Origin of the sequence: Pseudomonas sp. efr-133-TYG-103a (assembly GCF_030209235.1) — a bacterium.
GTDB lineage: Bacteria > Pseudomonadota > Gammaproteobacteria > Pseudomonadales > Pseudomonadaceae > Aquipseudomonas.
In genome coordinates, this window is the sequence record NZ_JARVSK010000026.1 from 1 (window position 1) to 12,240 (window position 12,240).

The following is a 12,240-nucleotide window of genomic DNA, read 5'->3' on the forward strand; positions in this document are numbered from 1 at the left end:
TTTAGGTCCCACCCACCCCTTCGAGTCCTACCATACAAGCGAGCTTGCTCGCGAAGGCTGACGCGAAGGCATGCGGGGGCGTTGATGCGGGGGTATGGACAGTCGCCGCAATCGCTGCGGCGCAGTGCGGGACCGGTGGTGGGGTTGTGATCGGTAGGGGCAGGCGCTTGCCGCAAGCGCCCGCTGGCCGGTTGAATCAGAAGTCGTCGTCTTTGTCGAAGCGACGGGCTTCGCGCTGCAGCTGGTAAACGAAACGTTCGACCTGACGCTGCACCAGTCCACTCATGTTGTGGAAGCGCACACCGGCAAAAGTGGTGTTGATCTTCTCTTCGAAGTGCAGGTAACGCAGCTCCACCGGCGTGGTCATGGCGCCAAAGGGCAGGTGAGCGACGAAGCGCTCGTAGACTTGCCCCAGTTGCATGCGTTCAGAAACATCGCCTTCGAAGCGCAGCTTGCAGCCGGTCGCGGAGATGTCGAGCAGTTTGCCGCGCAGCGGCGACTTCAGCTTGTCGCCACCGATTTCGATGTCGACCAGCGACGCCAGCTTCAGGGCCGCACGGAAGGCATTGCGGCGCTGGTGATAAACGACTTCTTCAGGCATCGGTCCGCGATAGCAGCGCGGATCATCGATGACGTCCATCTTCGCTTTGACTTCCCAGGCGATACGCACGCCATCATGGAAGCCTTCGACCCGGAATGCCTCGCCGTTGGCCAGAAAGCGCTCTCCATCGCGCGGGATCATTTCATCCAGCGTGATTTCGTTGCTGTCACGGTCAACGTCGGTCACATAACTCTGGAAACGTTGGCTACGCTCGTGAAAAGTGATGATCAGCGGATCATGGCTTTCCATCAGAAGCCGCAGGTTAGCGGCAATTTCCAAAGGCGTGGTCAGTACCTTTGGGGGCTGCGGAACATCTTCCGCGCTTAAGGCATTCACGGTTTTCCATCTCCAGGCAAAAAACGACAGCGTGCGACGCGAGGCATTTTGCCATCATGTCGCGCGCCTTGATACAAGAACTTACGCCTGGCTAAGCGGACGTGGTCTGGCTCTGCCGGACGTCGAACCCCGGCTGTCGTACAGCGTCGGCGTGTCGCCACCATTGAGGATTCGCAGCTGCTGCGCCGTCGTGAGCTGCTGCAACTGAATGAGGCTGCCGTTCTGCTCGTTGGCCGCCTGACATTCGCTCATCAGCGCGCTGAGTTCGTCGCTTGACTTCAACAACGCTTCGCCAACCGAAGAATGCTTCGCCACTTCTTCCAGTCCCGCACGATTGGCGGGCAGGCCCAGGCTCGTCATCAGTTGGGTGCGTCTGCGTCCGTGCTGCTCAAGGACAATCACCAGCGCCTGTTTCTGCGCCAGGATGTGTTCCATTTCGACCATATTGCGGCCATGAAGCGCCAGTGACTCGGCCTTCAGGATCTCCAGCAGATGCCGGGTCGGCGCAATATCGTCCGTGATCAGTTGAAGCAAAGTAGTGTCTTGCATCGCATGCCCTGGGATTTAAGCGTCCAGAAGCCCCTGCGCAGACCGGGGGCTAGCGCTGGGCTTCGAAATTAAGCAGTTTGTTCGCAACACGGTTGCTGTCGACCTTGTAACTGCCGTCGGCGATCGCCGCCTTCAACTCAGCCACGCGGCTGCTGTTGACGACTGGCTGATCACGCAACGAATCAGTGATCTTCTGCAACTGTTGAGCTTCACTGCTCAAATGTACTGCCTCACCGCTACCGTTCACGCTCGTCGAAGTGCTCACCGCAGCCGGAGCTTCGGTTTTGCTGGCTTCTTTCGTGCCGGAGGTACGTGTCGTACCCCCAACGGCAGTGGAGCTATTCAAACGACTGAAGTCGATGACCATGATTGAAAACCTCTGGGTTCTAGGACGCTTGCCTTGGTTTCGGCCAAACCCGGTATAACTTTAGGGCCAGTGCGAAAACAGTCTCGAATAGACTTCGCATAGGACATGACGGTTCCGAGTGTAGGAAAAGCGCAAGCGTTGCGCCAGAGGTTACGACCCTTTACATAGGCACCTCGACCTGCCCGGGGGCGACGATGTTGGCCTTGATCACGCGTTGAGAATTAAGGTTTTTCACCCGTATTTGCTCGTTCAGACCGCCTGCCGACAGTGCCTCGCCAGGCATGCGCACGCTCATCGAACCACTGCGTGCGCTGATGACGACCTGATCACCCTTGCGGACCATTTGCGGCTGTTCCAGATGGACGGGCGTCAGAATCTGATCGATGACCGTTGGTCGGACAAGTTTCTGCCCGATCGCCTGATCCACCGAATCCAGGAAACCCTGACCCAGCAAGCCCACGTCGCGTTCGCGCATCGCCACATCGCCTTCGGCAACGATCGCATCGCGCTTCATCGGCCGGACCACGGTCACGACATTGCGATAAAGATGTACCTGGGCAGGCACGAACACCGTCCATGGAGCACTGCCTTCGCAACGCAGCTTGACTGTGACGCGGCCAATGGGCTGCGCGGGGCTTTCCAGGGTGGCTGTCAAATCCTTGTCGCAGTGCGGCATACGCAGGCGCGGATCCAGTTGTTTGACTTCGATTTCATAACGGCCTGCGGTTTGGCTGGTGGCCAGATAGTCTTCAACGGTGAATTCAAGAAAGCCCTGGGTGACGCCGATAAGTTGTTCAGGCAGCGTCACATTGTCCGCACGGCTCAGGCCGGCGGTGCCAAGCAGACACACGGCAGCCAGCACGCAGAAAAAGCTGCGGGTTGCAGTGGCGAGGCGTCGGGATACTGTCATTTGTCTGTTCATGATTGGGTAAATAGCAAGGCCCGTGCCGTATGCTGATCCAGCAACGCGCAATTGGTCGATTTGGGGAGGAGCAGTGCATGGCTGGTGTTTTGGATTCAGTTAACCAGCGCACTCAACTGGTAGGGCAGAACCGCCTTGAACTGTTGTTGTTCCGGCTGGACGGCAAGCAGTTGTATGGGATCAACGTGTTCAAGGTAAAAGAGGTGCTTCAGTGCCCAAAACTTACCCACATGCCCAAATCCAGTCCGATTGTGCGCGGAGTGGCAAATATTCGGGGCGGGACCATTCCCATCCTCGATCTGGCGATGGCGACCGGTTCGACAGCGCTGGGCAATATCGATAATGCGTTCGTGATCATCACCGAATACAACACCAAGATTCAGGGTTTTCTGGTGCACTCGGTCGAACGTATCGTCAACATGAACTGGGAAGACATTCATCCACCACCCAAGGGAACCGGTCGCGACCACTACCTGACGGCAGTGACGCGGATCGACAACCAGTTGGTCGAAATCATCGACGTGGAGAAAATCCTCGCCGAAGTGGCGCCGGTTTCAGAAAACATTTCCGCCGGCGTCGTGACCGAAGAAGTGCAGCACAAGGCGTTGTCCCTGCGTGTGCTGACGGTCGATGACTCGTCGGTGGCGCGCAAGCAGGTCACGCGTTGCCTGCAGACCGTTGGCGTGGAAGTGACCGCGCTCAATGATGGTCGTCAGGCGCTGGAGTTTTTGCGCAAGCTGGTGGACGAAGGGAAAAAACCGGAAGAAGAATTCCTGATGATGATCTCCGACATTGAAATGCCGGAAATGGATGGCTATACCCTGACTGCCGAGATCCGCAGTGATCCGCGCATGCAGAAGCTGCACATCATCTTGCATACATCGTTGTCTGGCGTTTTCAACCAGGCAATGGTGAAGAAGGTCGGAGCGGACGATTTCTTGGCCAAGTTTCGGCCGGACGATCTGGCAGCTAGAGTGGTAGATCGTATCAGGGCGGCAGATATCAGCTGAGGAGGGAACCTCCCTCCTTGCTGTTCACATGATTTGAGAGGCGGCATGTCTACAGGTAATTTGGATTTTGAACAGTTCCGGGTCTTCCTGGAAAAAGCCTGTGGCATCTTGCTGGGTGAAAATAAACAGTACCTGGTGTCCAGTCGGCTCAACAAGTTGATGGAACAGCAGGGCATCAAGTCGCTGGGCGAGCTCATCCAGCGAATCCAGACCCAGCCGCGCAGCGGACTGCGCGAACAGGTCGTGGATGCGATGACGACCAACGAAACCCTGTGGTTTCGCGATACATATCCGTTCGAGGTGCTCAAGAGCAAGGTCTTGCCTGAGCAGATCAAGGCGAGCCCCGGTCAGCGCCTGCGCATCTGGTCGGCGGCCTGTTCGTCGGGGCAGGAGCCATATTCGCTGTCGATGTCGATCGATGAGTTCGAGCGCAGCAATCCGGGGCACTTGAAGTCGGGTGTGCAGATTGTCGCGACGGATCTGTCCGGGAGCATGCTGAACAACTGCAAGACGGGGGAGTACGACAGTCTGGCGATCGGTCGCGGGCTGTCGCCTGATCGTCTGCAGCGTTATTTCGATCAGAAGACGCCCGGGCGCTGGACCGTCAAGGCGCCGATCAAGAGTCGAGTGGAGTTTCGGTCGTTCAACCTGCTGGACAGTTATGCGGCGCTGGGCAAGTTCGACATTGTGTTCTGCCGTAACGTGCTGATCTACTTTTCGGCAGAGGTAAAGAAGGACATTTTGCTGCGCATTCATGCGACGCTGAAGCCGGGCGGTTATCTGTTCCTTGGCGCGTCGGAAGCGCTGAACGGTTTGCCGGATCATTATCAGATGGTGCAGTGTAGCCCCGGGATCATTTATCAGGCCAAGTGACGGGCTGCGATTTTGATTCGATGAAAACCCCGCCTGGTCGGGGTTTTTGTTTTTCTGGGGTGTTGATTCTGGCGGTGTCGGGGCAGATCGTCCGATGCGGCCCAGAGTAAGCGCGCTCCTGCGCCTTCGGCCGAATCAAAAGCGGTGAAGCAAGTCGCTTGTGCGCTTGTTTTTGATCTTCCTGCCCTCGTCGGCCCAGGCATCACCTCAGCGGCAAAAAAACGGCACCTGCCTTGCCGCTTTCCTCGCCATCAGCGGAAATCGCTTGCCGCTTTTCTGGCATCTCCGCCATCGACATCCCCTGCAGCCCCCGAAATACGGCGCTTTGCGAATCTGGCACGGCACTTGCTATCTCTGTGTCACGAACATCTGGTCAACCGGTAAAGGTTCCCGACATGAGCATCAGCTTTGACAACGCACTGGGCATTCACGAAAAGGCGCTGAACTTCCGCGCTCAACGTGCCGAAGTGCTGGCCAACAACATCACCAACGCCGACACGCCGAACTACAAGGCGCGCGACCTGGATTTCTCCAAGGTGTTGGCCGCTGAAAGCGACAAGGCCAACAAAGGCACCTTCGCCCTGAACATGACCAACAACCGTCATATCGAAGCCGAAGGCCTGACCGACAGCGACGCGAGCCTGCTGTACCGCACGCCGTCGCAGCCGTCGCTGGACCAGAACACCGTCGATGCTCAGGTCGAAAATGCCAACTACGCCGAAAACGCCATTGGTTTTCAGGCCAGTTTCACGTTGCTCAACAGTAAGTTCAAAGGGCTGGTATCGGCCCTGCGCGGAGAGTAATTCATGTCTCTATCCAGTGTTTTCAATATTGCCGGTAGCGGCATGAGTGCTCAGAACACTCGCCTCAACACCGTGGCCAGTAACATCGCCAACGCCGAAACCGTGTCCTCGAGTCTGGACAAGACCTACCGCGCCCGTCACCCGGTGTTCGCGACGGTCTTCCAGGGCCAGGAGTCCGGCGGCAGCGCGTCGCTGTTCGAAGACCAGGGCCAGGCCGGCACCGGTGTTCAGGTTTCCGGGATCGTCGAAGACGCTTCCAACCTGGAAGCACGTTACGAGCCAAACCATCCGGCCGCCGACAAGAACGGTTACGTCTACTACCCGAACGTCAACGTCGTCAATGAAATGGCAGACATGATCTCGGCCAGCCGTTCGTTCCAGACCAACGCGGAAATCATGAACACCGCTAAAACAATGATGCAGAAAGTCCTGACCCTTGGTCAGTGATAAGGGGCTCATGCAATGACCGTTACTAACGACACCTCCAGCAGCGATTACATCAAGTCGCTGCAGACCGTCACCTCCGGCAAGGCAGGCGACAGCAGCACCGGCGCAAGCACGCTGGGCAAGGATTCGTTCCTGCAATTGCTGGTCACGCAGATGCAGAACCAGAACCCGCTCGATCCTCAGGACAACAGTGAGTTCGTGGCGCAACTGGCGCAGTTCAGCAGCCTGGAAACCATGCAGAACCTGAGCACCTCGGTCGACGCGATCGGTGGCATGTATCAGTCCTCGCAAGCGTTGCAGGCGTCTTCGCTGGTCGGCCGCTCGGTGATCGCCGACACCGGTTCGACCCACGTCGATACCACCAAAGGCATGACCGGTTCGGTCGTAGTGCCTTCGACCAGCACGGCGACTTCGGTCAACATCTACGACAGCACCGGCACCGTCGTGCGCACGATCGATCTGGGTGAGCAGAAAGCCGGCAACGCCAGCTTCACCTGGGACGGCAAGGACGAAGCAGGTCAGACACTGGCCACCGGCAATTACAGCTTCAAGGCGACCGGCAGCCTGGATGGCAAGAACACTGGCTTGAGCACTTACCTGCCTGCAACGGTGACCAGTGTCACCATGGGGACGGCAGGCAGCGCAATGACCCTCAACCTGGCCGACGGCACCAACATTGCCTTGTCCAAAGTTCAACAAATCGGAATCTAGAGCCGACTAGACGGCGCAGGAGTTAAATATGTCTTTCAATATCGGTCTTAGTGGGCTCTACGCAGCGAACAAAAGTCTCGACGTCACGGGCAACAACATTGCCAACGTTGCGACTGTCGGCTTCAAATCTTCCCGTGCGGAGTTTGCCGACCAGTACGCGCAATCCATTCGTGGAACTTCCGGTGGCACCAACGTTGGCAGCGGTGTTTATACCGCAGCGGTCACTCAGAACTTCACTCAGGGTTCTCTGACTACCGGCACCGGTCGCGATCTGGACCTGGCGATCAACGGTAACGGCTTCTTCATGATGAGCAACAACGGCGAGAAGCTGTACACCCGCGCCGGTAACTTCCACACCGACTCGGCCGGCAACATCATCGATACCAACGGCAATAACCTGCAGGGTTATGGCGTTGATGCCAATGGCAACGTGATGACCGGCGTTTTGACCAACCTCAAGGTCGACACGTCGAACATGGCGCCGAAAACCACCGCCAACATCACCATCAAGTCGAACCTGAACTCGTCCGAGCCGATCAACACCGGCGCGGCGTTCGATCCGGCGGACACCACCACTTACACCTCGACTTACAGCACGCCGATCTACGACAGCCAGGGTAACGCGCACACCCTGTCCCAGTATTTCCGCAAGACAGACACGAACTCCTGGACCATGTACACCCTGATCGACGGTCGCAACATGTCCGATCCGACCACCGAGCCGGCTGTTGCTGCGGATCAGACTCAGCTGAAGTTCGACGAGTCGGGCAACCTGATCACCACGCCTGCGCCGGTTTCCACGGCCGGTGTGACGGTTAACGCCGACGGTACGTTCACGATTCAGGACTGGCAGCCTGCCCAGAGCAAAACCGTAGGTTCGACCACGACGTGGGTCGAGAACGGCGCTGCCCAGGTGGACATGAAACTGAACATGCTGGCGACCACTCAGACCAACGCTGCGGCAGGCGCGATTTCGAAGAGCCAGGACGGTAACTACACCGGCCAGATCAGCGCCATGAACGTCGACTCCAGCGGCAACCTGTTCGCCACCTACACCAACGGCGAATCCCGCGTGATCGGCCAGGTGGCGCTGACCACATTCGCCAACGTCCAGGGCCTGGCCCCGGCGGGCGGTACCATGTGGCGCGAAACGTACGCTTCGGGCATTCCGGTCACCGGTGCTCCAGAGTCGGGTACGCTGGGAAACATTACCGGTTCTGCGCTGGAAGAATCCAACGTCGACCTGACCGGCCAACTGGTTGAACTGATCAAGGCACAAAGTAACTATCAGGCGAATGCGAAAACCATCTCGACTGAAAGCACCATCATGCAGACCACGATTCAGATGACCTGATAACGGTCGATTGATTGCGGTACTCAAGCCCCTCTTCGGAGGGGCTTTTTTTTGCCTGCCGTATGCCTGTTGCTGCCCTTTGAAGGGCGCTTAAAACATGGAGAGCGGTCCCACTGATTAACTAGAAAATTCCTACTTTCGTTAATGCGAGACTCGAATCGCTGGCAAACCAATACCGTTGAAGACTGCCGTCTGGCTGCACAGCGGCATCGGTTTGTCTGCGCACATTCAATGCATTGACGAGCGTGTCGTTCAACACGACTCAGGGAGTGTTCATGTCATTCAATATCGCAGTGTCCGGTTTGCATGCGGCGCACACGCGCATGGAAGTGGCGGGCAATAACATCGCCAACGTCGGCACCGCCGGCTTCAAATCTTCGCGAGCGGAATTCTCTGCCGTCTACTCCTCGTCTTCCCTCGGCGCCAGCCGCTCCGCCAGTGGCGATGGCGTGCGCGTGGCCGGCATCTCGCAGAACTTCAAGCCCGGTGACGCAATGGCAGGCCAGAGCAGGGCGCTCGACATGCGCATTCAGGGCAAGGGATTTTTCGTCATGAGCGACGGCGGCGCCACCAGCTACACCCGCGCGGGCGCCTTCCTCAAAGATGCCGAAAACTTCGTCGTCGATACTCACGGCAGCCGCTTGCAGGGTTACGCCGTGACGCCGGATGGCAAGGTGATCAGCGGAGTGCGCAGCGACCTGAAAATCGACACGGCGAGCATGGCGCCCAAAGCCACCGGCAAGGTGGAACAGACTCTGGTGCTGGATTCAGCGGCCGCGTCGCTGGATGTGCTGCCGGCGTTCGATCCCGGTAATCCGCAGACCTACACCCGCGTGTCGAGCCTGACGATTCAGGACGCCGGCGTGCCTGCCGTCAAGGAAGTGCTGGGCACCGATGCCAACGGTAATCAGTATGTTCAGGTGCCGGCCAAGCCAGCGGTCCCGCCTCAGGACCACGAACTCAAGCAGTACTTCGTCAAAACCGCAGACAACAACTGGACCTCGTACATTCTGGTGGACGGCGTCAGTCCGCTGGATCCCTACAGCACGACGCCGCTGGAAATCGGACTGCAGACTTCGGCGGCAGGCAACCTTTCCCTGACCGGAGTCGACGCAGCGGTCAAAGTGGTTTCCGACACCGAACTGTCGTTGCACAGGTGGCAGCCGGCGATTCAGGTCAACGGGCGCTGGACACCGAGCCCTGCGGCGGGTCCGCTCTCGGTTGCGCTGCCGTTGGCGGATGCCGGCGGCCCGTTTCTCGACCCGGCCGATGCGCTGATGCCGCGAGCGGTCCCGGCATTCGACCGGTCCGACATTTCCACCTACAACAAGGCGTTCACCAATGGCATCTTCGACAGCCTGGGCAATCGCCACGAGATCACTCAGTACTTCGTCAAGGACGGCAGCAACAGCTGGAAAATGCACCTGCTGGTCGATGGGCGCAATCCGCAAAATCCCGACAGCACCGAGGCGTTGACGGCCAGCATGCTGTTCAGCGCCGACGGTTCGCTGCGCTCGCTGCTCGGCGGCCCGGGCCTGTCGGCGGACAACAACCAATTGACGCTTAATGGCTGGGTGCCGGCCAAGCCTCTGGTCAACAACAAGCCGGACGGTCGCTGGGTCAGCAACGGCGCAGTGGGCAACGCGGACGGTATCGTTCTGGACTTCGGCAAGCTGAGCCAGCACCGGGGTGAAACGGGCAGTTCCGGCGTGGTGGTCGACGGCCACAGCGCAGGCGAGGCCACCAATCTGTCCATCGACAGAAACGGCATGATGAGCATGGGTTTCAGTAACGGTGTGCGGCGCAACATCGGCCAGATCATGCTCGCCAGTTTTGCCAACGAGCAGGGCCTGCAGCCGGTCAGCGACACGCGCTGGGTGGAGACCCACGGATCCGGCGTCGCCAATTTCGAGACGCCGGGGATCGGCACGCTCGGCACGATCGTCAGCCACTCGCTGGAAGGCTCGAACGTTGCGCTGACCCACGAACTGGTGGAGCTGATTCAGGCGCAGACGGCGTATCAGGCCAACTCCAAGACGCTGTCCACCGAGGCTGAATTGATGCAGACGCTGATTCGCGCCACCTGAAGCCGGTTGCGCGCGGGCCGACGCCGTCGTGCGGCTTGGGTCCCTGGCGTCAGATCGAGCAGTCGGCCTTGACGAACGCGTTGCTCACACGGGTCCAGCCCTTGCCGGGGCTGGTCTGCGCACAGACCGTCCGGTCCTTGCCTTGCCACAGGTAATAGGGCGCTTGTGCCGCCATGACCACAGTCGAGCCGGCAGCGAGGGAAAAGAGCAGGGCGAAACGCAAACGCATGACAGTTTCCTGTTGGCGAAAAGGCCGGTGAGCAAAGCGCTGCAATTATCGCTCCTCGTGAAGGTTTTTTGGCGTCCGCCGACCGGGATTTTACGGAAAGCGGCGGTCCGCCGTCGCGCAGGATTCCTCGCGCGGGCCTGCGTGGGTTTTTCAGCCCGTAACTGCTGGAAAATCAGCCGTTTGTAGCGCATCCGAAAAACTGGTTCGATTATTGCTATGACCACAGCAGTACAGCTACAGGCGGCAAGCGTCTGTCGGAGGAGGAAGACTGTGGACAAGTTGCTTTACGTGGCCATGAGCGGTGCGTCAGAAAACGCCATCGCGCAAAAGGCGCATGCCAACAACCTGGCGAACGTCTCGACCAACGGGTTTCAGCGTGACCTTGAACAGGCCCGCTCGATGCCGGTGTTTGGCGAGGTCATGCCGTCGCGCGCCTATGCGATGAGCGAGCGCCCGGGCACCGACTTCAGTCAGGGTTCGATGATCGATACCGGCCGCGAACTGGACGTTGCCGTCAAGGGCGATGGCTGGATGGCGGTCCAGACACCTGACGGCGGCGAAGCCTATACCCGCACCTCCAGCATGAACATTGACGCCTTGGGCGTGTTGCGTGATGGCAATGGTTTGCCGGTCATGGGCAACAGCGGGCCGATTGCCGTGCCGCCACAGCAACAGATCGAGATCGGCGCCGACGGCACGATCAGCGTTCGCTCCCTGGGTGAATCGCCTCAGGTCATGGCCCAGATCGACCGCATCAAGCTGGTCAAGCCAGACCTTGGAAACATGGAAAAAGGCCCCGACGGTCTGATGCACACCAAAGACGGCAGACCGGCGCAAGCCGATGCCAACGTGCAAGTGGAGTCCGGATTCCTGCAGTCGAGCAACGTCAACGCCGTCGAGGAAATGACCTCGGTGCTGGCGTTGTCCCGCCAATTCGAACTGCACATCAAGATGATGAAGACCGCCGAGCAGGACGACGAGTCGATGGCTCGCGTCTTGCAAATGGGCTAATGACTGACAGCTTGCGCCGACAATCAGGCGCTCGAGGAGATTAACGAATGCTTCCGGCACTCTATGTAGCGAAAACCGGTCTGGCCGCTCAGGACATGAACCTGACGACCATTTCCAACAACCTGGCAAACGTGTCGACCACCGGTTTCAAAAGTGATCGCGCCGAATTCCAGGACCTGCTCTATCAGATCAAGCGTCAGCCTGGTGCTCAGTCCACTCAGGACAGCGAGCTGCCTTCCGGTCTGCAGCTGGGTACCGGTGTGCGCATCGTCGGCACGCAGAAAAACTTCACTGCCGGCAGCCTGCAAACCACCAACCAGCCGCTGGACATGGCGGTGAACGGTCGTGGCTTTTTCCAGATCCGTCAGCCTGACGGCACCCTGGCGTACACCCGTGACGGTACCTTTCACCTGGACCAGAACGGCCAGATCGTGACCTCCAGCGGTTACGCACTGGAGCCGGCGATTGTCGTGCCACAGGATTCGCAGACCTTCACCGTCGGCGAAGACGGCACCGTGTCGGTCACCACCGCTGCCAATGCCGCGACCCCACAGGTCATCGGCAACATCCAGACTGCGGACTTCATCAACCCGGCCGGTCTGCAGTCGCAAGGCGGCAACCTGTACCTGGAAACCGCTTCCAGCGGTGCGCCACAAGTGGGAACGCCGGGCCTGAATGGTCTGGGTGTGGTCAAGCAGAACACCCTGGAAAACTCCAACGTCAGCACCGTTGAAGAGCTGGTGAACATGATCACCACGCAGCGCGCCTACGAGATGAACTCCAAAGTGATCTCGACCGCCGACTCGATGCTGCAGTACGTGACCCAGAACCTGTAAGTCGCCCCGCGTGCGACTAAGTGAACGGAAACTGAAACACCTGATGTCCTGCAACGAAACACCTGATCAATCCGACGGGGCGCCTGAAAAACGCCTGCTACACC

General features: G+C 58.9%; 14 protein-coding genes. 9 read left to right on the forward strand and 5 right to left on the reverse strand.

Annotation, left to right across the window (positions count from 1 at the left end; translation table 11 throughout):
- Positions 1-196 precede the first annotated feature (196 nt).
- The 4 genes from QRN36_RS20900 to flgA form a co-directional block, all read right to left on the reverse strand.
- A complete protein-coding gene (locus tag QRN36_RS20900) occupies positions 197-937 on the reverse strand; it encodes a flagellar brake protein (protein ID WP_285425819.1) in 741 nt (246 codons plus the stop codon).
- An 81-nt stretch (positions 938-1,018) separates the two neighbouring features.
- Positions 1,019-1,486: a flagella synthesis protein FlgN gene (locus tag QRN36_RS20905; RefSeq protein WP_285425820.1), complete on the reverse strand. Its 468-nt coding sequence runs from the start codon at positions 1,484-1,486 to the stop codon at positions 1,019-1,021.
- A gap of 49 nt (positions 1,487-1,535) precedes the next feature.
- A complete protein-coding gene (gene flgM, locus QRN36_RS20910; protein ID WP_285425821.1) occupies positions 1,536-1,853 on the reverse strand; it encodes a flagellar biosynthesis anti-sigma factor FlgM in 318 nt (105 codons plus the stop codon).
- Positions 1,854-2,013: 160 nt separating this feature from the next.
- Positions 2,014-2,775 (reverse strand): flagellar basal body P-ring formation chaperone FlgA, encoded by a 762-nt coding sequence (gene flgA / locus QRN36_RS20915; protein ID WP_177182062.1) that lies wholly within the window; start codon positions 2,773-2,775, stop codon positions 2,014-2,016.
- A gap of 77 nt (positions 2,776-2,852) precedes the next feature.
- Between flgA and QRN36_RS20920 the strand changes: the two genes are divergently transcribed.
- The 7 genes from QRN36_RS20920 (at position 2,853) to QRN36_RS20950 (ending at position 10,060) form a co-directional block, all read left to right on the forward strand.
- Positions 2,853-3,785, forward strand: coding sequence for a chemotaxis protein CheV (locus QRN36_RS20920; protein ID WP_285425986.1), 933 nt, complete (start codon positions 2,853-2,855; stop codon positions 3,783-3,785).
- A gap of 45 nt (positions 3,786-3,830) precedes the next feature.
- Entirely contained in the window at positions 3,831-4,658 is an 828-nt protein-coding gene (gene cheR / locus QRN36_RS20925) for a protein-glutamate O-methyltransferase CheR (protein WP_285425822.1), read from the forward strand.
- Between the two features lie 395 nt (positions 4,659-5,053).
- Complete coding sequence (flgB, locus tag QRN36_RS20930; protein ID WP_093459755.1) at positions 5,054-5,461, forward strand: flagellar basal body rod protein FlgB; 408 nt, start codon at positions 5,054-5,056, stop codon at positions 5,459-5,461.
- A gap of 3 nt (positions 5,462-5,464) precedes the next feature.
- A complete protein-coding gene (gene flgC / locus QRN36_RS20935; protein WP_081568811.1) occupies positions 5,465-5,908 on the forward strand; it encodes a flagellar basal body rod protein FlgC in 444 nt (147 codons plus the stop codon).
- 15 nt (positions 5,909-5,923) lie between these two features.
- On the forward strand, positions 5,924-6,619 hold the full coding sequence (gene flgD / locus QRN36_RS20940) for a flagellar hook assembly protein FlgD (protein ID WP_285425823.1): 696 nt from the start codon (positions 5,924-5,926) through the stop codon (positions 6,617-6,619).
- A 28-nt stretch (positions 6,620-6,647) separates the two neighbouring features.
- Complete coding sequence (gene flgE, locus QRN36_RS20945) at positions 6,648-7,973, forward strand: flagellar hook protein FlgE (protein WP_285425824.1); 1,326 nt, start codon at positions 6,648-6,650, stop codon at positions 7,971-7,973.
- Positions 7,974-8,248: 275 nt separating this feature from the next.
- Positions 8,249-10,060 carry a flagellar hook protein FlgE gene (locus QRN36_RS20950; protein WP_285425825.1) on the forward strand — a complete coding sequence of 604 codons (1,812 nt, stop codon included), beginning with the start codon at positions 8,249-8,251 and terminating at the stop codon, positions 10,058-10,060.
- A 49-nt stretch (positions 10,061-10,109) separates the two neighbouring features.
- Here QRN36_RS20950 and QRN36_RS20955 read toward each other — a convergent pair whose 3' ends face one another.
- On the reverse strand, positions 10,110-10,289 hold the full coding sequence (locus QRN36_RS20955; RefSeq protein WP_285425997.1) for a hypothetical protein: 180 nt from the start codon (positions 10,287-10,289) through the stop codon (positions 10,110-10,112).
- A gap of 270 nt (positions 10,290-10,559) precedes the next feature.
- Between QRN36_RS20955 and QRN36_RS20960 the strand changes: the two genes are divergently transcribed.
- Positions 10,560-11,300: a flagellar basal body rod protein FlgF gene (locus QRN36_RS20960; protein WP_285425826.1), complete on the forward strand. Its 741-nt coding sequence runs from the start codon at positions 10,560-10,562 to the stop codon at positions 11,298-11,300.
- A gap of 47 nt (positions 11,301-11,347) precedes the next feature.
- Entirely contained in the window at positions 11,348-12,136 is a 789-nt protein-coding gene (gene flgG, locus QRN36_RS20965; protein ID WP_093459735.1) for a flagellar basal-body rod protein FlgG, read from the forward strand.
- Positions 12,137-12,240: the final 104 nt, after the last annotated feature.